Source organism: Pseudomonas protegens (genome assembly GCF_003732485.1).
GTDB lineage: Bacteria > Pseudomonadota > Gammaproteobacteria > Pseudomonadales > Pseudomonadaceae > Aquipseudomonas > Aquipseudomonas protegens_B.
In genome coordinates this window covers 379,059-403,039 of the sequence record NZ_MOAK01000080.1, presented here as the reverse complement: position 1 = coordinate 403,039, position 23,981 = coordinate 379,059, and the positions used below count along the sequence as shown (strand labels likewise).

Annotated in this window: 21 protein-coding genes and 2 pseudogenes; 16 read left to right on the top strand and 7 right to left on the bottom strand. The window is 61.0% G+C overall.

Going from position 1 to position 23,981, the window contains the following annotated elements; genetic code table 11:
• Positions 1 to 147: 147 nt before the first annotated feature.
• The 4 genes and pseudogenes from BLX41_RS37450 to BLX41_RS23110 all read right to left on the bottom strand — a co-directional run bounded on the left by BLX41_RS37450 (position 148) and on the right by BLX41_RS23110 (position 4,054).
• Positions 148 to 861 (bottom strand): methyl-accepting chemotaxis protein, encoded by a 714-nt coding sequence (locus tag BLX41_RS37450; protein ID WP_404942792.1) that lies wholly within the window; start codon positions 859 to 861, stop codon positions 148 to 150.
• A 141-nt stretch (positions 862 to 1,002) separates the two neighbouring features.
• Positions 1,003 to 1,329 (bottom strand): annotated as a pseudogene (locus BLX41_RS37445) (HAMP domain-containing protein); the annotation flags it as partial.
• A gap of 506 nt (positions 1,330 to 1,835) precedes the next feature.
• The gene (gene tfpB, locus BLX41_RS23115) at positions 1,836 to 3,614 is read right to left on the bottom strand and encodes a type IV pilus assembly ATPase TfpB (protein ID WP_123726747.1); all 1,779 of its coding nucleotides are present in this window, start codon (positions 3,612 to 3,614) and stop codon (positions 1,836 to 1,838) included.
• Positions 3,615 to 3,724: 110 nt separating this feature from the next.
• The gene (locus BLX41_RS23110; RefSeq protein WP_123726746.1) at positions 3,725 to 4,054 is read right to left on the bottom strand and encodes a hypothetical protein; all 330 of its coding nucleotides are present in this window, start codon (positions 4,052 to 4,054) and stop codon (positions 3,725 to 3,727) included.
• Positions 4,055 to 4,178: 124 nt separating this feature from the next.
• Here BLX41_RS23110 and BLX41_RS23105 point away from each other — a divergent pair, with 124 nt between their 5' ends.
• Positions 4,179 to 4,649, top strand: a complete 471-nt coding sequence (locus tag BLX41_RS23105; protein ID WP_065902318.1) for an Lrp/AsnC family transcriptional regulator — start codon at positions 4,179 to 4,181, stop codon at positions 4,647 to 4,649.
• Positions 4,650 to 4,658: 9 nt separating this feature from the next.
• Here BLX41_RS23105 and BLX41_RS23100 read toward each other — a convergent pair whose 3' ends face one another.
• Positions 4,659 to 6,026 carry a CYTH domain-containing protein gene (locus tag BLX41_RS23100; RefSeq protein WP_123726745.1) on the bottom strand — a complete coding sequence of 456 codons (1,368 nt, stop codon included), beginning with the start codon at positions 6,024 to 6,026 and terminating at the stop codon, positions 4,659 to 4,661.
• Between the two features lie 159 nt (positions 6,027 to 6,185).
• Here BLX41_RS23100 and argE point away from each other — a divergent pair, with 159 nt between their 5' ends.
• The 11 genes from argE (at position 6,186) to coaA (ending at position 17,557) form a co-directional block, all read left to right on the top strand.
• Complete coding sequence (gene argE / locus BLX41_RS23095) at positions 6,186 to 7,343, top strand: acetylornithine deacetylase (protein ID WP_123726744.1); 1,158 nt, start codon at positions 6,186 to 6,188, stop codon at positions 7,341 to 7,343.
• A gap of 136 nt (positions 7,344 to 7,479) precedes the next feature.
• Positions 7,480 to 8,778: an amino-acid N-acetyltransferase gene (argA, locus tag BLX41_RS23090; RefSeq protein WP_123726743.1), complete on the top strand. Its 1,299-nt coding sequence runs from the start codon at positions 7,480 to 7,482 to the stop codon at positions 8,776 to 8,778.
• Between the two features lie 498 nt (positions 8,779 to 9,276).
• The gene (locus BLX41_RS23085; RefSeq protein ID WP_123726742.1) at positions 9,277 to 10,620 is read left to right on the top strand and encodes an OprD family porin; all 1,344 of its coding nucleotides are present in this window, start codon (positions 9,277 to 9,279) and stop codon (positions 10,618 to 10,620) included.
• A 273-nt stretch (positions 10,621 to 10,893) separates the two neighbouring features.
• Entirely contained in the window at positions 10,894 to 11,532 is a 639-nt protein-coding gene (locus BLX41_RS23080) for a peroxiredoxin (RefSeq protein ID WP_123726741.1), read from the top strand.
• A gap of 313 nt (positions 11,533 to 11,845) precedes the next feature.
• Positions 11,846 to 12,439, top strand: coding sequence for an NADPH-dependent FMN reductase (gene ssuE, locus BLX41_RS23075; protein ID WP_123726740.1), 594 nt, complete (start codon positions 11,846 to 11,848; stop codon positions 12,437 to 12,439).
• A 90-nt stretch (positions 12,440 to 12,529) separates the two neighbouring features.
• Complete coding sequence (locus tag BLX41_RS23070; RefSeq protein ID WP_123726739.1) at positions 12,530 to 13,495, top strand: sulfonate ABC transporter substrate-binding protein; 966 nt, start codon at positions 12,530 to 12,532, stop codon at positions 13,493 to 13,495.
• Between the two features lie 24 nt (positions 13,496 to 13,519).
• Positions 13,520 to 14,668, top strand: a complete 1,149-nt coding sequence (gene ssuD, locus BLX41_RS23065) for an FMNH2-dependent alkanesulfonate monooxygenase (RefSeq protein ID WP_123726738.1) — start codon at positions 13,520 to 13,522, stop codon at positions 14,666 to 14,668.
• Positions 14,669 to 14,677: 9 nt separating this feature from the next.
• A complete protein-coding gene (gene ssuC, locus BLX41_RS23060) occupies positions 14,678 to 15,466 on the top strand; it encodes an aliphatic sulfonate ABC transporter permease SsuC (protein WP_123726737.1) in 789 nt (262 codons plus the stop codon).
• A complete protein-coding gene (gene ssuB, locus BLX41_RS23055) occupies positions 15,463 to 16,269 on the top strand; it encodes an aliphatic sulfonates ABC transporter ATP-binding protein (protein WP_123726736.1) in 807 nt (268 codons plus the stop codon). Before ssuC ends, ssuB begins: the two co-directional genes overlap by 4 nt.
• Before the next feature lie 34 nt (positions 16,270 to 16,303).
• Positions 16,304 to 16,519, top strand: coding sequence for a TOBE domain-containing protein (locus BLX41_RS23050; RefSeq protein ID WP_011064106.1), 216 nt, complete (start codon positions 16,304 to 16,306; stop codon positions 16,517 to 16,519).
• Positions 16,520 to 16,639: 120 nt separating this feature from the next.
• Positions 16,640 to 17,557 carry a type I pantothenate kinase gene (coaA, locus tag BLX41_RS23045; RefSeq protein WP_123726735.1) on the top strand — a complete coding sequence of 306 codons (918 nt, stop codon included), beginning with the start codon at positions 16,640 to 16,642 and terminating at the stop codon, positions 17,555 to 17,557.
• Positions 17,558 to 17,561: 4 nt separating this feature from the next.
• Here coaA and BLX41_RS23040 read toward each other — a convergent pair whose 3' ends face one another.
• Positions 17,562 to 18,200 (bottom strand): TetR/AcrR family transcriptional regulator, encoded by a 639-nt coding sequence (locus tag BLX41_RS23040; RefSeq protein ID WP_123726734.1) that lies wholly within the window; start codon positions 18,198 to 18,200, stop codon positions 17,562 to 17,564.
• 134 nt (positions 18,201 to 18,334) lie between these two features.
• Positions 18,335 to 19,711, bottom strand: a complete 1,377-nt coding sequence (locus tag BLX41_RS23035; RefSeq protein ID WP_085581012.1) for a glutamine synthetase family protein — start codon at positions 19,709 to 19,711, stop codon at positions 18,335 to 18,337.
• A gap of 278 nt (positions 19,712 to 19,989) precedes the next feature.
• Here BLX41_RS23035 and BLX41_RS23030 point away from each other — a divergent pair, with 278 nt between their 5' ends.
• The 4 genes and pseudogenes from BLX41_RS23030 to BLX41_RS36075 form a co-directional block, all read left to right on the top strand.
• A complete protein-coding gene (locus tag BLX41_RS23030) occupies positions 19,990 to 20,772 on the top strand; it encodes a gamma-glutamyl-gamma-aminobutyrate hydrolase family protein (protein ID WP_123726733.1) in 783 nt (260 codons plus the stop codon).
• Between the two features lie 38 nt (positions 20,773 to 20,810).
• On the top strand, positions 20,811 to 22,169 hold the full coding sequence (locus tag BLX41_RS23025; RefSeq protein WP_011064101.1) for a glutamine synthetase family protein: 1,359 nt from the start codon (positions 20,811 to 20,813) through the stop codon (positions 22,167 to 22,169).
• 56 nt (positions 22,170 to 22,225) lie between these two features.
• Entirely contained in the window at positions 22,226 to 23,590 is a 1,365-nt protein-coding gene (locus BLX41_RS23020; RefSeq protein ID WP_123726732.1) for an aspartate aminotransferase family protein, read from the top strand.
• A gap of 185 nt (positions 23,591 to 23,775) precedes the next feature.
• Positions 23,776 to 23,981 (top strand): annotated as a pseudogene (locus BLX41_RS36075) (spermidine/putrescine ABC transporter substrate-binding protein PotF); the annotation flags it as partial.

Sequence of the window (23,981 nt, the reverse complement as noted above, 5' to 3'; positions counted from 1 at the left end):
CGATCTGCATAACATTCACCTGTTCAGTCATTGCTCAAGGGCTTGGGGGCACGAGTGTACGGCGGTGCCCGGCCCTGCGCCGGGATACCTTCGTCCTTGCATCATCAGGACACACATCACCGGCGCGATTCAGGCACGTCGGGAGGTTCACAGCTGGAAGCGGGTGACCGAGGTCTGCAGGGTTGCCACAGAGTTTTCCATCTGCTCCACCGTGTGGGTCAGCTCACGCATGGCCTGGCTGTTGCGCCGTGCCACCTGGCTGATCATTTCCACCCGTTGCGCCACTTCGCTACTGGCCTTGGATTGCTCGCCGATAGTGTGGGAAATCTCTTCCACCATCAGCGCGGAACGTTGGGCACCCTGGCGAATCTCGTTGATCGAAGTCCCTGCCTGCTGGGCCATGTGCACCCCGTCGTTGACCCGGCTGACCCCGGTTTGCATGCTGCTCACCGCCTGCTCAGTGGTTTCGCGGATGCGTTCGATCATGCCGGTGATTTCCCGGGTGGATTGCGCGGTGCGCGCCGCCAGGTTGCGCACCTCGTCGGCGACCACGGCGAATCCGCGTCCGGCCTCGCCGGCCCGGGCCGCTTCAATGGCGGCATTCAGGGCCAGCAAGTTGGTCTGCTCGGCGATGCCGTTGATCACCTGGATGATCGAGTGGATCTCCTCCGATGACTGGCCCAGGGCGGTGATGCTCTGGGACGACTGGTTCACCGCCTCGGCGATATGGCTCATGCCGTCCACCACCCCGAGTATGACCTGGCCGCCGCTGCCGGCCAGGGACTCGGACTGAGCGGCAATGCCCTGGGCATTGCGGGCGTGCTCGGCGACCTGGGCAATATTGCTGATCATCTGCTCCATGGCTGCCGCCATGTTGGTGGCGCCGTCGGCCTGCTCGGTGGCGCCGTCGGCGATGCCCAGCGAGGTGTCGCTGAGGCTGTGGGAGCGCCCCCGCAGTTCCTCGCTCTCATGGCGGATGGTGGTGATCATCTGCCGCAGGTTGTCCTGCATCTCGCCAAGGGCCTGTTGCAACTGGCCGGCTTCGTCCCGGCTGTCGACACTGATGACCGTGGTCAGGTTGCCCTGGGCGATGGCCCGGGCCGTGGCGACGGATTTTTCCAGGGGCTTGAGGACCCGGATGAGCAGTTGGCGGGTCAGTAGGCACAGGGCCAGGGCGGCAATCAGGCTGCCGCCGACCAGCCACCAGGCGGCCTGGCGTACGGCGGTTTCCGTGTCTTCGCGGGTCTGTGCGGTAATGGCTTCGATCTTGCTGCTCAAGGCCGAATTGCGGGCTTCGACTTCACTGAAGCGCTGGGAAAACTCCGGCATCTGCCGGCGCGCGTCCAGGGGATCCTTGAGGGCTTGTTCGGCGATGCTTTCGGCCGCATGAATGTAGTTCTCCAGGACCGGCTGCAACTCGCCGATGGCATCGCGGATGTCCGGCGCCAGGGGCAGCCGGGCGTTTTCCGCCAGGGCCTTGCGGAACCAATCGCCGTGTTCGCGCAGGCTGTTGCGCACCTCCTCGCCGGCCGCGCTGTCGCCGGGCTCGCTGCTCAGTGCCTCCAGCACATCGGCCCGCAAGGCGTCGTGCATCATGTCGGCTTCCAAGTGATTGCGCAGGGCACTGGCGTTGAGTTCATTGTCATGCAGGGCACTGGCCAGGCGTGACTGCCCCCAGAGACCGATGCCGGCCACCAGGGCAATGGCCAGCAGGCTGAGAACCCCGGAGGCGATCATGTTGTGACGAATATTCATGCCTGGCTTCCTGCTTGTTTTGGCGATGGTTAGAGCGTAGTCCAGCACTTGGGGTTCGCCTTCGGGCAAGCAGGGCCTGGCTACTGCTGTTCGCTCTGAGGAACCACCCGCAGCACTTCCTCCAGGCTGGTCAGGCCATCGGCAAGCTTTTGTGCTGCGGCCAGGCGCAGGCTGCGCATGCCGTCGTCGCAAGCCTGGCGACGCAGGCCGGCGAGGTCGAGTTCGCTATGAACAAGGGCCTTGAGAGGCATACTCAAGGGCATGATTTCGTAGACCCCGGTACGCCCGTGGTAACCGGTGCCACGGCACTCTGCGCAGCCCACGGCCTTTTTGCTCAGGGGCGGGAGCGGCAATTGTCGGGGGTACGTCAGGCTCTGCCAGTCCTCCGGGGCGAGGTCGGCGGCAGCCTTGCAATGGGGGCACAGGATACGCAGCAGGCGCTGGGCCATGACGCCGATCAGGGTGGCCTTGATCAGGTAGTGAGGCACTCCCAGCTCCAGTAGGCGGCTGATGGCTGCGGGGGCATCGTTGGTGTGCAGGGTGGAGAGCACCAGGTGCCCGGTGAGTGCAGCCTGGATGGCCATTTCGGCGGTCTCCAGATCGCGGATCTCGCCGATCATGATGATGTCCGGGTCCTGGCGCATCAGCGCACGCACGCCGCTGGAAAAGCTCAAGTCGATATTGTGCTGCACCTGCATCTGGTTGAACGCCGGCTCGATCATCTCGATCGGGTCTTCGATGGTGCACAGGTTGATCTCGGGGCTCGCGAGCTTTTTCAAGGTGGTGTAGAGGGTGCTGGTCTTGCCCGAACCTGTGGGGCCGGTCACCAGGATAATGCCGTGGGCCTGCGCGGTCATGGCTTGCCAACGGTTCAGGTCGTCGGCGCCGAAGCCCAGTTGGTCGAAATCCTTGAGCAACACCTGTGGATCGAAGATACGCATCACCAACTTCTCGCCGAAGGCCGTGGGCAGGGTCGAGAGCCGCAACTCGATCTCGCTGCCTTGCGGAGTACGGGTCTTGACCCGGCCATCCTGGGGTTTGCGTTTTTCCGCGACGTTCATCCGTCCCAGGCTCTTGAGGCGGCTGACGATGGCCAGGGTCACCTGGGGCGGGAATTGGTAGACGCTGTGCAGCACCCCGTCGATGCGAAAGCGCAGGGTGCCGTGCTCACGGCGGGGCTCGATATGGATATCGCTGGCCCGTTGCTGGAAGGCGTACTGAAACAGCCAGTCGACGATGTTGATGATGTGGGCGTCGTCGGCATCCGGCTCCTGGTCGCTGGCCCCGAGTCTGAGCAATTGCTCGAGGTTGGCAGGGCTGCTTGCCCTCTGTTCGTTGCTGGCCCCGCTGACCGACTTCGCCAGGCGATAGAACTCCAGGGTCAGGCGCTGGATATCCGTCGGGCTGGCCACCACCCGTTGGATCGAGCGCTTGAGGACATGGGCCAGATCGACCTCCCAGGCGCTGACATAGGGTTGGGCACTGGCTACGGTGACGCTTTGGGCATCCACCGCCACGGCGAGGATCTTGTGCCGCTGGGCGAAGGCGCAGGACATCAGCGGGGTGATGCTGGCGACGTCGATCTGCAGCGGGTCGATGCGCAGGTAGGGCTGGCCGGCTCGTCGGGCCAGCCAGGCGGTGAGACTGTCCAGGTCCAGATGCTGGCCGGGACGCTGCAAGTCCGGCAGATGCTGACCGGCAATCAGCTCCAGGGGATGCACGGGGTTGCTGGTGCCGTGATGGCGGGCGCTGATGGCCTGGGCGGCGGCATCCTGGCTGATGCGGCCCTGGGCCAGCAGGTCACGCAGCAACTCACTGAGGTCCAGCCAGTGATCCTGGGGAATGGGCGTGGCGGCCATGGGGCTCCTTGGGGCTGTTGTCCGGAGGCGGGTCTCTGACCACAAATGGCCAAGAATAGCCCCGCCAGGCCGGGCCACCGGCTGCCAAGGGTTGCAGGGTTTTTCCGACCTCAGCCGGCAGCTTGCAACTGCGCCGGCTCTGCCAGTTCCAGTTCTACCGAGCAGACGCTGATCAGGTTGCGCAACTTGTCGCCGATCACCCGGGCCCGGTGCCAGCTCAGGCCGTCGAGCTCCACTTCGATGTGCAGCGTGGTGTCTTGCTGGATGACCGTTACCCGCTGGGGCACCAGAAATTGCAGCGCGAAGTGATTGAGCACCCGGCACAGGACATCGGCCTCGGCCTCGGCTGTCATCTGGTAGTGCACGCGACAGTGGGCGTTGTCCTGGTTCCAGACATCGGCGCGGGATGATTGGCCAGGGGCAGGTTCGAGATGGGGCATGGCAGTCTCCAGATCAGTGGAGAAATTTTTACATTCGGTTTCGGGTATTTCTTATCTAAGATTGATCTTTATTCATGAAAATCGAATTGTTTGATTCAAGATTTTCTAGATATGGGAACTTATTATGCATAGCGAGCTGGATGCCTACGACCGCCGGATACTCGCGTTGTTGCAAGAGGATGCGTCACTTTCCAGTGCGCAGATTGCCGAACAGGTGGGCTTGTCCCAGTCACCGTGCTGGCGGCGGATTCAACGTTTGAAGGAAGAGGGGGTGATCCGTGGCCAGGTGACCTTGCTCGATCGCAAGAAGATCGGCCTCAACACGCAGATTTTTGCCGAGATCAAGCTCAACGCCCACGGACGCTCCAACTTCACCGAGTTCACCGAGGCGATTCGCGGCTTTCCGGAGGTGCTGGAGTGTTATGTGCTGATGGGGGCTGTGGATTTCCTGTTGCGAATCGTGACGGCGGACATCGAAGCCTATGAGCGGTTTTTCTTCGAGAAACTGTCCATGGTGCCGGGCATTCAGGAGGTGAACTCGATCGTTGCCCTGTCGGAGATCAAGTCCACCACCAGCCTGCCGGTACTGCGCTGAGGGACCGGCTTACATGCGTAGCAGGGTTTTCCAGGCGCGGTTCTGGAATACCGCGATGGCCTGCTGCTTGCGGGCATCGAGGGCCTCGTCGGTGATGGGCTCGTTGGCCAGTTGTGCCAGCTTGTTCAGTTCACCGTAGAGACGATCCATTTCTGGGATCTCCAGCACGGCACGGGCGTGGTGCAGCCAGGCCTGGATGCGTTCGATACGCGGCAACTGCTCGGCCAGGTCTTCCGGTTGCTGCTGGTAGCGCGGCAACTGCAGGGCGGTGGCCTCCTCGGCCAGCAGGCGTGGCAGCCAGCTGCCCAGCTGCGCTGCGCCCTGGCGGTTGCCACGGGTGTTGCGCTCGGCGGTCCAGGCGCGGGCCAGCAGCCAGCGTGAGGTGTTCAGGGAGAACAGGCCCCAGCGCACGTCCTGCAACTCTTCGAGGTATTGCTCCGGCGCAGCCTTGCGCACGTCTTCATCGTCGAGGCCGGCCTGTACCAGCGGACGCCAGTCTTCCAGCAGGGCATCCAGGGCGCTGCGCAGTTCAGCAGTGGACTGGCGTGGCGCAGCCTGGCCCAGGCTGCTGGCCAGAGCTCGCAGTTCGGCGAGGTTATCCACCCAGTCCTGCAGCAGGCGCCAGTGGCCGTTGAAGCGATACTGTTCAGCCAGGCGCTGGCTGCTGCCCAGCAGGTGCCAGGCCAGGGCAGCGAAGGCGTCGTCCAGCGGGGTTTCGGCACTCAGTTGTGGCGCCGGCAGGCTCAAGGAGTAGCTACCGGCATCGAACAGGCGATAGCCACGCTCGGCCTTGCTGATGTCGCAGGGCATCAGGGGCAGGGTGAGGGCCAGCTCTGCCGCCAGTTCCAGCAGGGCAGCAGGCTCGCCTTCGCGCAGCTCCAGCTCCAGCTCGCAGATTTCTTCCTTGTGCTTGCCGGCGATCACCTGGCCCAGGTCCAGGGCCGCCTCGATCACCACTTTGGCCTTGCCACGACCCCAGGCGATTTCCGCGCGCTCACGGACAAAGTCGGTGGTGAACAGCGGCTTGAGGGTCTTTTTGTCCAGCTCGGCCAGGGCTTCGGGCCAGCATTCGCCGTCGAGTTTTTTTACATCGAGCTTGGCTTTGGCCAGCGACCAGTCGTATTCGTTGCGCTCGGACAGGCCGGCAACGCTCTGGCCGCTGGTCTTGAGGGTCTGGATCACTGCGTCACCGTCCCGGCGCAGGCGCAAGGCGACTTTGGCCCGGGCCAGATCGCGCTCAGGGGTGTCGAAGTACTGGTTCATCAGCTCACGGCGTTCCCAGCCACTTTTGTTGCGTTTTTTCAGTAGCGGGTGCTCGCGCAGGGCGGCGAGGGTTTCGCGGCTGACGCGGAGTTTGATTTCGGTTTCTTTCTGCATGGCCGGAAAATCCAGGATCGGGAGTGCAGCCGGGGGAAGAGTTGGCTGCCAAGGCCGTGCAGTGTACAGGACCAGGCGCCCGGAGGCGCCACGACGGTTCCTTCCTCTCACGAGATGCCTCTATGATGGTCCTCATCTTGGGATTTCCGGAGCCAGCTCATGCCATTGCCGTCCATGAAGGATCAGTTCGCCGCACTGATCGCCGCGCCGTCGGTGAGCTGTACTCAACCTGCGCTGGACCAGTCCAACCGTCCGGTCATCGACTTGCTGGCCAGTTGGCTCGGCGACCTCGGTTTTGCCTGCGATATCCAGCAGGTCAGCCCTGGCAAGTTCAATCTGCTGGCCAGCTTCGGCAGCGGTCCTGGTGGCCTGGTACTGGCCGGACACAGTGACACGGTGCCGTTCGATGCCGCTCTGTGGCAGACCGATCCGCTGAAGTTGACCGAGGTCGACGGCCGCTGGGTCGGTCTGGGCAGTTGCGACATGAAGGGCTTTTTCGCCTTGATCATCGAAGCGGTGCGACCGTTGCTTGAGCAGCCATTCAAGCAGCCGCTGCTGATCCTGGCGACCTGTGATGAAGAAAGCTCCATGGCCGGTGCCCGGGCCCTGGCGGAAGCCGGGCGGCCCCTGGGGCGCGCGGCGGTGATCGGCGAGCCTACGGGCCTCAAGCCGATTCGCCTGCACAAGGGAGTAATGATGGAGCGCATCGATATCCTCGGGCGCAGCGGCCATTCCTCGGACCCGAGCCTGGGACGCAGCGCCCTGGAGGCCATGCACGATGCCATCGGCGAGCTGCGGGGGCTGCGGCTGCTGTGGCAGCGCGAATACCGCAATCCGCAGTTCAGCGTGCCGCAACCGACCTTGAACTTCGGGTGTATCCACGGTGGCGACAATCCCAACCGCATCTGCGGCCAGTGCTCCCTGGAGTTCGACCTGCGTCCCTTGCCGGGCATGGACCCGCAAGTGCTGCGCGAGGCGATCCGGCAGAAGCTCCAACCGATTGCCGAGCGGCATGAAGTGCAGATCGACTATGCGCCGCTGTTCCCTGCGGTGCCGCCGTTCGAGCAGCCCGAGGACGCGGAGCTGGTGCGGGTGGCGGAACGGCTTACCGGGCATCGTGCCGAAGCAGTAGCGTTTGGCACTGAAGCGCCTTATCTTCAGCGCCTTGGCTGCGAGACTCTGGTGCTTGGCCCGGGCGACATTGCCTGTGCCCACCAGCCCGGGGAGTACCTCGAAATGTCACGCTTGCAGCCTACTGTGCATCTGCTACGAGAATTGATTGAACATTACTGCCTGACGCCGGCCCAATTTCAGTAAATTACCGGCGTCCTGATCCGTACCCATGAGGAGAGTAAGCGTGTTGCCAAGCCTGTTTCGACGATAACCATCAGCCCGTTGTGCGTTTTCCGTTTCGTCCTTTTATAGGCTGCTTTTTATTTACAGGCTCAGGTTCATGCCCGAATACGTCAATTGGCTCCGCCACGCGTCTCCCTATATCAACGCCCACCGTGACTGCACCTTCGTGGTCATGCTCCCCGGCGACGGTGTTGAACACCCCAACTTCGGCAATATCGTCCACGACCTGGTGCTGCTCCACAGCCTGGGAGTGCGCCTGGTGCTGGTGCACGGTTCGCGCCCACAGATCGAAGCCCGCCTGGCGGCTCGCGGTCTGGCGCCCCATTACCATCACGGTCTGCGGATTACCGATGCAGCGACCCTGGAATGCGTGATCGACGCCGTGGGCCAGTTGCGCATCGCCATTGAAGCCCGTCTGTCCATGGACATGGCCTCCTCGCCCATGCAGGGCTCGCGGCTGCGGGTCGCCAGCGGCAACCTGGTCACGGCCCGTCCGATCGGGGTGCTGGAAGGTGTCGACTATCACCACACCGGCGAAGTGCGTCGGGTCGATCGCAAGGGCATCAACCGCCTGCTGGACGAGCGCTCCATCGTGCTGCTGTCGCCCTTGGGGTATTCGCCCACTGGCGAGACTTTCAACCTGGCTTGTGAGGACGTAGCCACTCGCGCCGCCATCGATCTGGGGGCCGACAAGCTGCTGCTGTTCGGTGCCGATCCGGGGCTGCTGGATGAAAACGGCAAGCTGGTGCGCGAGTTGCGCCCGCAGCAGGTTCCGGCGCACTTGCAGCGTCTGGGTGGCAACTATCAGGCCGAACTGCTGGATGCCGCCGCTGAGGCCTGTCGTGGTGGTGTGGGGCGTAGCCACATCGTCAGTTATGCCGAAGATGGCGCCCTGCTGACGGAGCTCTTTACCCGTGACGGCGGCGGCACCCTGGTGGCCCAGGAACAATTCGAGCGGGTGCGCGAGGCGGCGATTGAAGACGTCGGCGGGTTGTTGGATCTGATCAGCCCGCTGGAAGAACAGGGCATCCTGGTGCGGCGCTCCCGCGAGGTACTGGAGCGGGAGATCGAGCAGTTCAGCGTGGTCGAGCGCGAGGGCATGATCATTGCGTGCGCTGCCTTGTACCAGATTGCCGACTCCGATGCCGGCGAGCTGGCCTGCCTTGCGGTGAACCCGGAGTATCGTCATGGCAAGCGCGGTGACGAACTGTTGGAAAGGATTGAAGCCCGCGCCCGGGCTCAGGGGCTGAAGACCTTGTTCGTTCTCACTACTCGCACGGCCCACTGGTTTCGCGAGCGAGGTTTTGTGCCCAGCAGCGTCGAACGTCTGCCTTCGGCCCGGGCCTCGCTGTACAACTACCAGCGCAATTCGAAGATCTTCGAAAAGGCCCTCTGAGACTTTTTCTTGTCCCGCAATACACAACGCCTCGATCTCTGGATCGAGGCGTTGGCGTTTTCTGCATATGTCAGAAAAATTTCATTTCGATACAAAAACTGTAACAAATTGACGGGAGGATAGGCTCTTAGCCATGATTGCGTCGCTTTTTTGATCCTCCATGACGTTTTACGCCTCTGGCGCGGGGATCTTAAGGGCTGGATCGGGAAAATATTTTTCAGAAATAAGCTTGCGAGTGCCTAGGCTGGGATTCTCGGCTTTATAGTGGCGAGCTTTATTCCTGAAAGGTATTAAAAAGAATTAAACAATTCTTTTTGGGTTTATGAGTAATTCATTACCCTGCATGGACCAAATCACTGCGATTAGACCATGGTCGTAGACACAGGTCGTTACGATTGACTTATCAGTCACGGTCTGGCGCTAATCGCGCATCTGTGGCACCCGGGCGTTCGATCTGGGGCCAGGAACCACAAGAATTAGAAACGAGAGGAGCGAAACATGAACAAGTCCACCTTGGCCCTGGCTGTGGCCGTAGGGGTTTTGGCGCAGCAGGCAGGCGCCGCCGGTTTCATCGAAGACAGCAAGGCTACCTTGGGGCTGCGCAACTTCTATATCAATACCGATAACCGTGATGGCCACCCATCCGCTACTTCTAACACTCGTAGCAAGAATGCGGAGTGGGGCCAAGGCTTCGATCTGCGCTTTATCTCGGGCTACACCCAAGGCACTGTCCAGTTTGGTGTGGATGCCATTGGCCTCTATGGCGTGCGACTGGACTCTAGTCGTGCTAATCACGGGAACTACACCGGCACAGCCTCTGGCGGCACTGTATTCCCAAGCGATGGCAACGAGGCTGTTCATGATTTCGCCAGCTTGGGTCTGACCGGCAAGGTCAAGATTTCCCAGACCGAGTTGAAGATCGGCACCCTGATGCCGAACAACCCGGTGATAAAGGCCAACGATGGTCGTCTGCTGCCACAAACCTTCCAGGGTGGCCAGATCACTTCGAACGAGATCAAGGACCTGACCCTGACTGCTGGTCAGATCGAGCACGCCAAAGGTCGTAACTCGAGCAACAACGAAGGCCTGTCGATTGCGAACGCTAATGCTAGTTCCAACTACGACAAGGGCGAGTTCACCAACAAGTTCTACTACGCTGGTGCGGACTACAAGGTCACCAAGGACCTGACAGCGTCGTATTACTACGGCGAGCTGAAAGATTTCTACACCCAGAACTTCTTGGGTCTGGTGCATAACTGGGCTATCGGCCCTGGTGTTCTGAAAAGCGACCTGCGTTACTACCGCAGCCGTGATACCGGTGCCAATGGTGATACCGCGACCTACTACACGTCTGGTTACTACGGCGGCAACGTTACTAAGGGCAAGGTCGACAACAATCTGTACAGCTATCTGGCTTTGTACTCGGTTGAAGGTCACACCTTTGGCGGTGGCTACCAGTACACCAATGGCGACAGCGACTTCCCTTGGCTGAACCAGGGTGACGGTTCGTCCGCCAGCATCACCACTGACATGCAGATCCAGAAGTTTGCCCGTGCTGGTGAGCGCACCTGGCAGGCTCGTTACGGTTATGACTTCGCCAAGCTTGGCGTACCTGGCCTGACAGCGAACGTTGTTTACCTGCGCGGTAACAACATCCAGACAACTGTTGGCGATAAAACCGAGTGGGAGCGCGACCTGACCGTTGCCTACGTTATCCCTGAGGGTCCGCTGAAGAACTTGGGCTTTGCGTGGAAAAACGCCATGTGGCGCACTGATCTGGCCAGCACCCGTTCTCAGGACGAAAACCGTCTGATCGTCAGCTACTCGATCCCGCTGTTGTAATAGCGCGATAAAGCCTCGCCCGGCGCAATGCCGGGCGAGGTATTGCTTCAAGTCAGGCCCACCCCCGTGAGCCCTTCCTGAATCCCCTCTTTGTACAGCTACTCAAGGCCTTCTCGAACCTTGTTGAGAAGGGTGGTCTTCGCCTGCGCGCGCGTCCAGTGAAGAGATTTTTAATATTCAATTCAGTTATGAATAAATCGATATTTATTCTTTTTAAATAAGCTCCGGTGCAGGCAGAGTAGCCCCATCACGCACTCACAGGAGCAGCACCCCATGAGCCTCAGACTGGGCGACATCGCCCCCGACTTCGAACAGGATTCCAGTGCCGGCAAGATTCGTTTTCACGAGTGGCTGGGCGATAGCTGGGGCGTGCTGTTTTCCCACCCCGCAGACTTCACGCCGGTGTGCACCACCGAGCTGGGGTTCACCGCCAAGCTCAAGGACGAGTTCGCCCAGCGCGGAGTCAAAGCCATTGCCCTGTCGGTGGACCCGGTGGATTCACATCACCGCTGGATCGAGGACATCAACGAAACCCAGCACACCATCGTCAATTTTCCGATCCTGGCGGACGCCGATCGCAAAGTGTCGAACCTCTATGACCTGATTCACCCCAATGCCAACGACACGCTGACCGTGCGTTCGCTGTTCGTCATCGACCCGAACAAGAAGATTCGCCTGACCATTACCTATCCCGCTAGTACCGGGCGCAATTTCCACGAAATTCTCCGGGTGATTGACTCGTTGCAACTCACCGACAACTACAAAGTGGCTACTCCGGCCAACTGGCAGGATGGTGACGAGGTGGTGATCGTGCCCTCGCTCAAGGACGAGGACGAGATCAAGCGCCGCTTTCCCAAAGGTTATCGCGCAGTGAAGCCTTACCTGCGCCTGACACCGCAACCCAACCGTTGACACACGAACCGCTCTAGGAGCCGGCTTGCCGGCGAAGGCGGTCGTGAGGCCGATGCAAGGTTTTGCGGGCTTTTTCGCGGGCAAGCCCGCTCCTACGGAGAGTTCAGGGGTAACAGATCCATAAAGCAGGGGTTTTAAGGCCGTTTCGACGGCCTATTTTTTTGCCTGCGAGAAATACTTCCTTATATGTCTATAAGGAATAAACAAATGAATAAATAAGATTTATGGATATAAAAATAGACTGTTAAGGTCTGTCCAGTCCGGCGAGATCGCATCCCGCGAATCGCTTTATCTTGTTCAAGGAATCCCCTGCATGCTGGTGGTCTCTCTCGGTGGCAGTCCCAGCCAACGCTCCCGTTCCGGGGTGCTGCTGGAGTTGGCCAAGCGCTGGTTGCAGCAGCAAGGCGTGGAAGTGGTCAGTTACCAGGTGCGGGACTTCCCGGCCGAAGATCTGCTTCACGCCCGCTTCGACAGCCCCATGGTCATCGACCTGCTGCAACACATTGAACAGGCCGACGGCCTGCTGATTGCCACTCCGGTGTACAAGGCGTCGTTTTCCGGAGCCCTGAAAACCCTGCTCGACCTGCTGCCGGAACGTGCCCTGAGCCACAAGGTGGTGCTGCCCATGGCCACGGGCGGCAGCATCGCCCACATGCTGGCGGTGGATTACGCCCTCAAGCCTGTGCTCTCGGCACTCAAGGCCCAGGAAATGCTCCAGGGCATCTTTGCCGAGGACAGCCAGATCGCTTATGGCGAAGGCAGTGTCCAGCCGCAGCTGGCGCAGGCTCTGGAGCAACGCTTGAGCGAAGCCCTGGAGCAGTTCCACAGCGCGATGGCACGTCGTCCCAAACCGCTGGACCCGCATGTGTTGAATGAGCGTCTGTTGAGTGCTCGCTGGAGCATTTGAGCCACACCCCTGATTTGAAGTACTGGCCTTACTCGCCCGCCAACGGGCAAGCAGGTGCAGCCACAACCCCACAGCAAAAAGGAGAGCGCCATGCGCCCTGTCATTTTGCGTCGCGGTCTGGTCGCTCTGTTTGCTGCGGCTGTGTCCTTCGGCGCCATTGTTCAAGCTCAGGCCGAGACCTTGCGTATCGGTTATCAGAAATACGGCACCCTGGTGCTGCTCAAGGCCAAGGGCTCCCTGGAGAAGCGCCTGGCGCAGCAGGGCGTGGACGTGCAATGGACCGAGTTCCCGGGTGGCCCGCAGTTGCTGGAGGGTTTGAATGTCGGCTCCATCGACTTCGGTGTGACCGGCGAGACTCCCCCGGTATTTGCCCAGGCAGCCGGTGCCGATCTGCTCTACGTGGCCTATGAGCCGCCGGCTCCTCACAGCGAAGCGATCCTGGTGCCCAAGGACTCGCCGATCAAATCGGTGCAGGACCTCAAGGGCAAGAAAGTGGTGCTGAACAAGGGCTCCAACGTCCATTACCTGCTGGTCCGCGCCCTGGAAGACGCCGGCCTCAAGTACAGCGATATCCAGACTGTGTTCCTGCCTCCGGCCGATGCGCGAGCAGCGTTCGAGCGTGGCAGCGTCGACGCCTGGGTGATCTGGGACCCTTACCAGGCAGCTGCCGAGCAGCAACTGCAGGCACGCACGCTGCGTGACGGCAGCGGCATCGTCGACAACCATCAGTTCTACCTGGCGACCAAACCCTACGCACAGCAGCACCCCGAGGTGATCAAGGCGCTGGTGGAAGAAGTGCGGGCCGTGGGCGAGTGGTCCAAGGCCAACCCGCAGGAGGTCACCCAGCAAGTGGCGCCGCTGCTGGGCCTGTCTACCGACATCACCCTGACCTCGGTGAAGCGCCAGGGCTACGGTGCGGCCTTCCTGACTCCGGACGTGATCGCCGCGCAACAGAAAATCGCCGACAGCTTCTATCAGCTCAAGCTGATTCCCAAGCCGCTTAGCATCAAAGACGTGATCTGGACGCCCACTGCCGCCGTGGCCAAAGCGCCGTAATTCGACCCCTTAGGAGACAACTCCATGAGCCTCAACATCTTCTGGTTTCTGCCCACCCACGGCGACGGCCATTACCTTGGCACCGCCGAAGGCGCTCGCGCCGTCGATCATGCATACCTGCAACAGATCGCCCAGGCCGCCGACCGCCTTGGTTTTGGCGGGGTGCTGATTCCCACCGGGCGGTCCTGCGAGGATTCCTGGTTGGTGGCGGCCTCGCTGATTCCGGTGACCCAGCGTCTGAAGTTCCTGGTGGCCCTGCGCCCCGGGATCATTTCCCCGACGGTGGCGGCGCGTCAGGCGGCAACCCTGGATCGCTTGTCCGGTGGCCGGGCGCTGTTCAACCTGGTGACCGGCGGTGATCCGGACGAATTGGCAGGTGATGGCCTGTTTCTCGACCATGAAGAGCGTTATCAGGCCTCCGTGGAGTTCACCCGTATCTGGCGGCGGGTGCTCGAAGGCGAAACCGTGGACTACGATGGTCAGCACATCAGCGTGAAGGGCGCCAAGCTGCTCTATCCGCCGCTGCAGCAACCCCGTCCACCGCTGTATTTCGGCGGCTCTTCGGAAGCCGCCCAGGACCTGGCCGCCGAGCAGGTGGAGATGGTCCTGACCTGGGGCGAGCCACCGGCCGCCGTGGCCGAGAAGATCCAGCAGGTGCGGGACAAGGCCGCCAAGCTCGGACGCACCGTGCGTTTTGGCATCCGCCTGCATGTGATTGTGCGGGAAACCAATGCCGAGGCCTGGCAGGCCGCCGAACGCCTGATTTCTCATCTGGACGACGACACCATCGCTCGGGCTCAGGCTTCCCTGGCGCGCTTCGATTCCGTGGGCCAGCAGCGCATGGCGGCCCTGCATGGGGGGCGTCGCGACAAACTGGAAGTCAGCCCCAACCTTTGGGCCGGGGTGGGCCTGGTACGCGGTGGCGCCGGCACGGCCCTGGTGGGCGACGGTCCTACGGTGGCGGCGCGGATGCAAGAGTACGCAGACCTGGGCATCGACACCTTTATCTTCTCCGGTTATCCACACCTGGAAGAGTCCTACCGGGTGGCCGAACTGCTGTTCCCGCATCTGGACATCGAGCGCCCCAAGCGGCCTGAAGCTGCAGGTTATGTCAGTCCGTTCGGGGAAATGGTCGCCAACGACATCATCCCCAAAGCCGCGTCCCAGAGCTGAGGTGCGGGCATGAATGGACAACGCATAGTGCATCGGCTGGCGCCTTGGGGGCTGCCGTTGCTGCTGCTCGCGGTGTGGCAGCTGTCGGTGTCGGCGGGTTGGCTGTCGACCCGGATCCTGCCGGCCCCCAGCGCGGTGATCGAGGCCGGGGTCAGCCTGGTACGCAGCGGCGATATCTGGACTCATCTGGCTATCAGTGGCTGGCGTGCGGGGCTGGGCTTTGTCATCGGCGGTGGTATCGGCCTGGTGTTGGGCTTCATCACCGGTTTGTCGAAATGGGGCGAGCGCCTGCTGGACAGCTCGGTGCAGATGATCCGCAACGTACCGCACCTGGCGCTGATTCCCCTGGTGATCCTGTGGTTCGGTATCGACGAGTCGGCGAAGATCTTTCTGGTGGCCCTGGGCACTCTGTTCCCGATCTACCTCAACACTTACCACGGCATTCGCAACGTCGATCCGGCGCTGGTGGAAATGGCTCGTAGCTACGGCCTGTCGGGTTTTGCGCTGTTTCGCCAAGTGATCCTGCCGGGAGCCTTGCCCTCGATCCTGGTAGGGGTGCGTTTTGCCCTGGGCTTCATGTGGCTGACCTTGATCGTCGCTGAAACCATTTCCGCCAGCTCCGGCATCGGCTATCTGGCCATGAATGCCCGGGAGTTCCTGCAGACCGATGTGGTGGTGCTGGCCATCGTCATGTATGCGGTCCTGGGCAAGCTTGCAGACCTCGCAGCGCGGGGCCTGGAGCGGGTCTGGCTGCGCTGGCATCCGGCCTACCAAGTGGCCAGGGGAGATGCTCAATGACGGCTCAACAACCTCCACGGCTGCTGCGGGGCATTCCCCTGGCCGTGCGCAAATTGCAAAAGACCTTTGGTTCGCGGCAGGTGCTGCGGGAAGTCGATCTGCACATTCCTGCCGGTCAGTTCGTGGCGGTAGTGGGTCGCAGCGGTTGCGGCAAAAGCACCTTGCTGCGCCTGCTGGCCGGTCTCGATCAGCCCACGGGTGGCGAGTTGCTGGCGGGCTCCGCGCCCTTGAGCGCAGCCATCGAAGACACCCGGCTGATGTTCCAGGAGGCGCGTTTGCTGCCCTGGAAAAAAGTCATCGACAACGTCGGGCTCGGCCTCAAGGGCAACTGGCGGCCCCAGGCCCTGGAAGCCCTTGAAGCGGTGGGCCTGGCGGATCGCGCCAATGAATGGCCGGCGGCGCTGTCAGGTGGCCAGAAACAGCGGGTGGCTCTGGCTCGTGCCCTGATTCACCAGCCGCGCCTGTTGCTGCTGGACGAGCCGCTGGGAGCACTGGATGCCCTGACCCGGATCGAGATGCAGCAGTTGATCGAACGTTTGTGGCAGCAGCATGGCTTCACCGTATTGCTGGTCACCCACGATGTCAGTGAGGCCGTGGCGATCGCCGATCGGGTGATCCTGATCGAGGATGGCGAGGTGGGGCTTGACCTGCATGTCGAGCTGCCACGCCCGCGGATGCGAGGTTCCCATCGCCTCGCGGCCCTGGAAACCGAAGTCCTCAATCGCGTGCTGTCACTGCCAGGCTCACCGCCGGAACCGGAACCCGTTTCACCCCTGCCCACGCAGTTGCGCTGGGCACTTTAAAACAGCGAATCATTTCGACCCCAGGAGCAATACCATGACCATTAAAGCCATCAACGTTCGCAATCAGTTCAAGGGCACCATCAAGGAAATCGTCGAAGGTGACGTGCTGTCGGAAATCGACGTGCAGACCGCTTCCGGGATTGTCACTTCGGTGATCACCACCCGTTCGGTCAAGGAGCTGGAACTGTCCATCGGTAGCGAGGTGATTGCCTTCGTGAAATCCACCGAGGTATCGATCGCCAAGTTGTGAGCAATGCAGTGCAACAGCCCCGAAGGGTGCGAGTCCTTCGGGGCTTTTTTCATGGACGCTGTAAATAACGGTCAGATTTGATACTTTCCCTGCTTTCGGCAAGGCCTGAACAGTACAAACATGACAACAGAGCAGGGTCCAAACGTAGGGTATCTGGAGTTTGATCGCGATCGCTGGTCAGCTCTGCGGGCCGCAGAACCCATGAGTCTGTCACCGTCCGAGATGGAGACGCTGACCAGTCCGACCCAGCCCATGGCGTCCGAGGAGGTGAGGCAGATCCTGCTCCCGCTGTCGCGCCTGCTGCATTTGCATGCGGCGCAGGTGCAGTCGCTCAAGGCCCCCCAGACAGGTTTCAAGGCGCCTTATGTCATAGGTGTCTCCGGCAGTGTCGCGGTGGGCAAAAGCAGTTTTGCCAGGGTCCTGGCGGCCCTTCTGGCCTACTGGCCGGACAAGCCCAATGTGCATCTGGTGACTACGGACTCCTTTCTTTTCCCCCTGGCGACCCTCCAGGAAAAGAACATCCTGCACCGCAAGGGGTTTCCCGAGTCCTACGATGAGCCGTTGTTCGTGGATTTTCTGCAGTCGGTGTGCAGGAAGGGCGAGGCCGTGAGGATTCCCATCTATTCCCACGTCCGCTACGACATCCTGGCCGATGAGGCGCAGTCGGTGGAGGCTCCGGACATCATCATCCTCGAAGGCCTGAATGTGCTGCAGGGGGAGCAGGGGCAAGGCTTGAATCCCCTGGATTTCATCGACTTCTCCATTTACGTCGACGCGTCCGAGGAGGCGATCAAGGCCTGGTACCTGGAGCGTTTTGTCTACTTGAAGAACACCGCGTTCCAGGCGGCAGATTCCTACTTCAACAAGTACAAGGGGCTTTCGGACCTGGAAGCCCTGTCGGTGGCATCCGATACCTGGGATCGGGTCAACCTGAAGAACCTCGTCGAAAACATCCTGCCGACCCGGGAACGGGCGAACCTGATCATTCACAAATCAGCGGATCACAGTATCGACAGGCTGCTGCTGCGGCAGGCTTGAGCGTTCAGAGAGACGCTGGGCGCTTGGGCAGGTAGGGCGGCAAGTAGAGGCCCAGATAGGCATCGAAGACCCGCATGCCTTCCTCCGCCATGCGCGGGGTGATCTGCCCGTGCTGCTGCACCGAGCGGGCATACACCCGGTCTCCCAGCTCCATGGCCAGGGCGAATACATCCACATCCTGGGGCAGGGTCGGCAGCTCGAAGTGATGATTGAACAGCTTGTGCATCAGGTCACCCAGCTCGATGTCGTGCTGGCGATCGGCCTGGGTGACTTCCGTCAAGCCGTGCTGGGCGAGGATCAACTGGCGGGCCGCCGCGTCCTCGCCGTAGATGTCGAGCATGCGTTGTTCAACCAGGCGGGACAGGTCCCGCCAGCTGTCGAGCCGGTCGTGGTCGATGGGGGCTTGCAGGCAGGCGCGAAACCCGGCGTGGACATCAGCGGTCAGGGCTTCCAGCAGGGCCGGAACACTGGCGAAGAAGTGATAGACCGAGGACGGTGGAATCTGCGCCCGTTCGGCCACGCTGTAGATCGACAGGCTGGCCACGCCCTCGCTGGCCAGCAGGGTCCGGGCGGCTTCGAGTATCGAATCGATCCGGGCCTGGCTGCGTGCACGGGGTTTGCGAAGAGGGGCGGTGCGCGTCATCGGTGTCTCCTACTGGGCAGCGGGCATTGTACGCGAGAGCGCCAGGTTCCCTGTATCCGCCGGCCATGGATCGGCGGCATAAAAAAACGCCGCGGGGCTGTCAGCTCCGCGGCGTTGTTTTTTTCAACAACCGCTTAAACGGTGTGCAGGTACCAGTTGTACTCGAGGTCGGAGATGGAGTGTTCGAACTCTTCCAGCTCGCTTTCTTTGCAGGCCACGAAGATATCGATGTATTTCGGATCGATGTACTTGGCCATCACCTCACTGTCGTCCAGCTCGCGCAGGGCATCGCGCAAGTTGTTCGGCAGGCTCTGCTCGTTCTGCTCGTAGCTGTTGCCTTCGGTTGGCGCCGGCGGCTCGATCTTGTTGGTCAGGCCGTGATGCACGCCCGCCAGGACCGAAGCCATCAACAGGTACGGGTTGGCGTCGGCGCCGGCGACCCGGTGTTCCAGGCGCACGGCATCGGCCGAACCGGTAGGCACCCGCAGGGCCACGGTACGGTTGTCCAGGCCCCAGCTCGGCGAGTTCGGCACATAGAACTGTGCGCCGAAACGACGGTAGGAGTTGACGTTCGGGCAGAGGAAAGCCATCTGCGCCGGTAGGGTCTCGAGCACACCGCCGATCGCGTGACGCAGTGCGGCGTTCTGCTCGGGATCCTCGCTGGCAAAGATGTTCTTGCCATCTTTGTCCAGAACCGAAATGTGGACGTGCAGACCGTTGCCCGCCTGGCCCGGGTAAGGCTTGGCCATGAAGGTGGTATCCATCTCATGGTCGTAGGCGATGTTCTTGATCAGGCGCTTGAGCAGTACCGCGTAATCGCAGGCCTTGATCGGGTCGGCGACGTGGTGCAGGTTCACTTCGAACTGCGCCGGGGCACTTTCCTTGACGATGGCGTCTGCCGGGATGCCTTGCTCTTTGGCCCCTTCCAGAATGTCCTGGAGGCAGTCGACGTATTCGTCGAGATCGTCGATCAGGTAGACCTGGGTGGAATGCGGGCGTTTGCCGGAGATCGGCGAACGTGGTGGCTGTGGACGGCCGTTCACGTTCTCCTGGTCGATCAGGTAGAACTCCAGTTCGAAGGCGGCGCAGATGGTCAGTCCCAGTTCGTCGAACTTGGCCACGACCTGGCGCAGTACTTCTCGTGGATCGGCGAAGAACGGATCGCCTTCAAGCTCGTGCATGGTCATCAGCAGTTGCGCGGTAGGGCGCTTCTGCCAAGGCTCGTTGCACAGGGTATCGGGGATTGGATAGCAGATTCGGTCAGCATCACCGATGTCCAGGCCCAGGCCGGTGCTTTCCACCGTAGAGCCATTGATATCCAGGGCAAACAGGGAGGCCGGCAGGTTGATGCCTTTCTCGTAAACCTTGTGGAGGCTGGTGCGTTCGATGCGCTTGCCGCGCACCACACCATTCATATCCGCAATCAGAAGGTCAACGTACAGAACCTCAGGATGTTCCTTAAGGAACGCGTTCGCTTCGTTGAGCTGAACGGCACGCGGGGGTACCGACATGATGCAACACCTTTGTTGTTAAAAATATCAATCATTGATCTTTTCTGGTTTCAGTCAACCCGAACGGCATGCCGAAGTCAAGTAAGGCCTTTTATGCCCTAATAAAGGGCTGGCAAGGCTCTTTTGAGGCAAAACAGGGCGTTTTTTGGGCTCCGGCTACCTTGGGTACCGCAGGCTTGAGCGGGCCGTGTTGTATTTTTTACGGGGGTGTTGTGTAAAAAAATGAACAAGGCTAAGCTCGATTCAAACCCATAACAGCAATAATACCGGGGTGTTTCATGTCTCGCCTGCCGTTAATCGGCGTCACCGCCTGCTCCAGGCAGATCGGTCTGCATGCCTATCACATCAGTGGCGACGAGTATGTACAGGCAGTAGCCAGCGCAGCCCAGGGCGTGCCGGTGATTCTTCCGTCCATGGCGCAGTGGCTTTCCCCGTCCGATATTCTGGACGGTCTGGACGGCATCCTCTTTACCGGTTCTCCTTCCAATATCGAACCTTTCCATTATCAGGGACCTGCCAGCGCGCCGGGCACTGCTCATGATTCTGCACGGGACGCGGCCACTCTGCCGCTGTTGAATGCCGCCGTCGAAGCCGGTGTTCCGGTGCTGGGTATCTGTCGCGGATTCCAGGAAATGAATGTGGCCCTGGGCGGCAGTCTTCATCAGAACGTGCATCAAGTGCAGCCGTTCATGGACCACCGTCATGATGAAGAGCCCGATCAGCCCCTGGATGCCTGGTACGCACCCGCCCATGATCTGCACGTTCAGGCAGGCGGGCTCCTGGCGAATCTGGGCCTGCCGCAGAAGATTCAAGTCAACTCGATTCATGCTCAAGGCGTTGAACGTCTGGCGCCGGGCCTGCGGGTCGAGGCGCTGGCTCCTGACGGTCTGGTGGAGGCCATCTCGGTCGAGGGAGGCAAGGCATTTGCTTTGGGGGTGCAATGGCACCCCGAATGGCAGGTAAGCTGCAATCCTCACTATCTGGCCATCTTCCAGGCTTTTGGTGATGCCTGCCGCAAGCGGGCAAAACAACGCGACGCCGAAGCGTCACACAACGCCTGACTTAATAGAGAGTCAGGAAACTCAGCCTAGAGGCATTTATGAGTAACAACCTCGACCAGCTCACCGATTGGTTGAAAGACCACAAGATCACAGAAGTCGAATGCATGATCGGCGACTTGACCGGTATCACCCGGGGCAAGATCTCGCCGACCAACAAGTTCATTGCCGAAAAAGGCATGCGCCTGCCCGAGAGCGTGCTGTTGCAGACCGTGACCGGCGACTATGTCGAAGACGACATCTATTACGAGCTGCTGGACCCGGCGGACATCGACATGGTCTGCCGCCCCGACCAGAACGCGGTGTATCTCGTGCCCTGGGCCATCGAACCCACTGCCCAGGTGATCCACGACACCTACGACAAGCAGGGCAACCCCATCGAGCTGTCGCCACGCAACGTCTTGAAGAAGGTTCTCAAGCTCTACGCCGACCACGGCTGGCAGCCCATCGTGGCGCCGGAAATGGAGTTCTACCTGACCAAGCGCAGCGACGACCCGGACTACCCGTTGCAGCCGCCCATCGGCCGCTCCGGTCGCCCGGAAACCGGGCGCCAGTCCTTTTCCATTGAAGCGGCGAACGAATTTGACCCGCTGTTCGAAGACGTCTACGACTGGTGCGAACTGCAGGAGCTGGACCTGGACACGCTGATCCACGAAGACGGCACGGCCCAGATGGAAATCAACTTCCGTCACGGCGACGCCCTGTCCCTGGCCGACCAGATCCTGGTGTTCAAGCGCACCATGCGCGAAGCCGCCCTCAAGCACGACGTAGCGGCCACCTTCATGGCCAAGCCCATGACCGGCGAGCCCGGCAGCGCCATGCACCTGCACCAGAGCATCATCGACATCAACACCGGCAAGAACGTCTTCTCCAATGAAGACGGGACCATGAGCCAGCTGTTCCTCAACCACATCGGCGGTTTGCAGAAGTTCATCCCCGAGCTGCTGCCGCTGTTCGCCCCCAACGTCAACTCGTTCCGCCGCTTCCTGCCCGATACCTCGGCACCGGTGAACGTCGAGTGGGGCGAAGAGAACCGCACCGTGGGCCTGCGGGTGCCGGATGCCGGCCCGCAGAACCGTCGGGTGGAAAACCGCCTGCCGGGCGCTGACGCCAACCCGTACCTGGCCATTGCCGCCAGTCTGCTGTGCGGCTACATCGGAATGGTCGAAGGCCATAACCCGAGCGCGCCAGTGGTCGGTCGCGGTTATGAACGCCGCAACCTGCGCCTGCCGCTGACCATCGAGGACGCCCTGGAGCGGATGGAAAACAGCAAGACCATCGAGAAGTACCTGGGCCAGAAGTTCATCACCGGCTACGTTGCGGTGAAGCGGGCCGAGCACGAAAACTTCAAGCGCGTGATCAGTTCGTGGGAGCGGGAGTTCCTGTTGTTCGCCGTCTGATCCGCCGGGCGCCACTGCCCACCAGTGGCGCCTTCACTGACACTAAGGAGAGATTGATGACTCATAAAAACCCGCAAACCCGCGAGTGGCAAACCCTCAGCAGTGATCACCACCTGGCGCCTTTCAGTGACTTCAAGCAATTGAAGGAGAAGGGGCCGCGGATCATCACCCATGCCAAGGGTGTGTACCTCTGGGACAGTGAAGGCAATCAGATTCTCGACGGTATGGCCGGCCTGTGGTGCGTAGCCATCGGCTATGGCCGTGACGAACTGGCGGAAGCCGCCAGCAAGCAAATGCGCGAACTGCCCTATTACAACCTGTTCTTCCAGACCGCCCACCCGCCGGTGCTGGAGCTGTCCAAGGCGATCGCCGATATCGCGCCAGAAGGCATGAACCACGTGTTCTTCACCGGTTCCGGCTCCGAAGGCAACGACACCATGCTACGCATGGTCCGCCACTACTGGGCGATCAAGGGCCAGCCGAACAAGAAGACCATCATCAGCCGGGTCAATGGCTACCACGGTTCCACCGTGGCCGGTGCCAGCCTCGGCGGCATGACCTACATGCACGAACAAGGCGACCTGCCGATCCCGGGCATCGTCCACATCCCGCAGCCGTACTGGTTCGGCGAAGGCGGCGACATGAGTCCCGAAGAGTTCGGTATCTGGGCGGCCAATAAGCTCGAAGAGAAGATCCTCGAACTGGGCGTGGACAATGTCGGGGCCTTTATCGCCGAGCCGATCCAGGGCGCTGGCGGCGTGATCGTGCCGCCGGACAGCTACTGGCCGCGGATCAAGGAAATCCTTGCCAAGTACGACATCCTCTTCGTCGCCGACGAAGTGATCTGTGGCTTCGGCCGCACCGGTGAGTGGTTCGGTAGCGATTTCTACGACCTCAAGCCCGACATGATGACCATCGCCAAGGGCCTGACCTCCGGCTATATCCCCATGGGCGGCCTGATCGTGCGTGACGAAGTGGTGGCGGTGCTCAACGAGGGCGGCGATTTCAACCACGGTTTCACCTACTCCGGCCATCCGGTGGCCGCAGCCGTGGCCCTGGAAAACATCCGTATCATGCGCGACGAAAAAATTATCCAGCGCGCCCACGAAAAAGCGGCACCTTATTTGCAGAAACGTCTGCGTGAGCTGAGTGATCACCCGTTGGTGGGTGAGGTGCGCGGGGTAGGCCTGCTGGGGGCGATCGAGCTGGTCAAGGACAAGGCCTCCCGGGCGCGTTACGAAGGCCGCGGCGTGGGCATGATCTGCCGACAGTTCTGCTTCGATAACGGTCTGATCATGCGTGCCGTCGGCGACACCATGATCATTGCGCCACCGCTGGTGATCAGCGAGGCGGAGATCGACGAACTGGTGGCCAAGGCGCGCAAGTGTCTGGATCTGACCTTGAGTGTGCTGCAGAACTGAGTGCTAGGCTTTGAGCGCGGTGCTTGCGGGCGCGGCGCTCGAAGCAGACATAAAGGATGGGTCTTTCCTTGAAAGCCGGCCTTGGATCTTGCCAGACTACCCGCCGTTTTGGTTGCCCGGACACTGGCCGCTGAGCGAGTGGTTAAAAAAGAACAATTGGAGCATTACGCATGAAGGCATTAGGTATGAAGTTAGCTGGCAAGACCCTCCTCGCCATGTCCCTGATGGGCGTGATGGCGGCGGCAGCACAGGCGGACGATAAAGTGCTGCACGTTTACAACTGGTCCGATTACATCGCCCCGGACACCATCAAGAAATTTGAAGCCGAGTCGGGCATCAAGGTGGTCTATGACGTGTTCGACAGCAACGAAACCCTGGAAGCCAAGTTGCT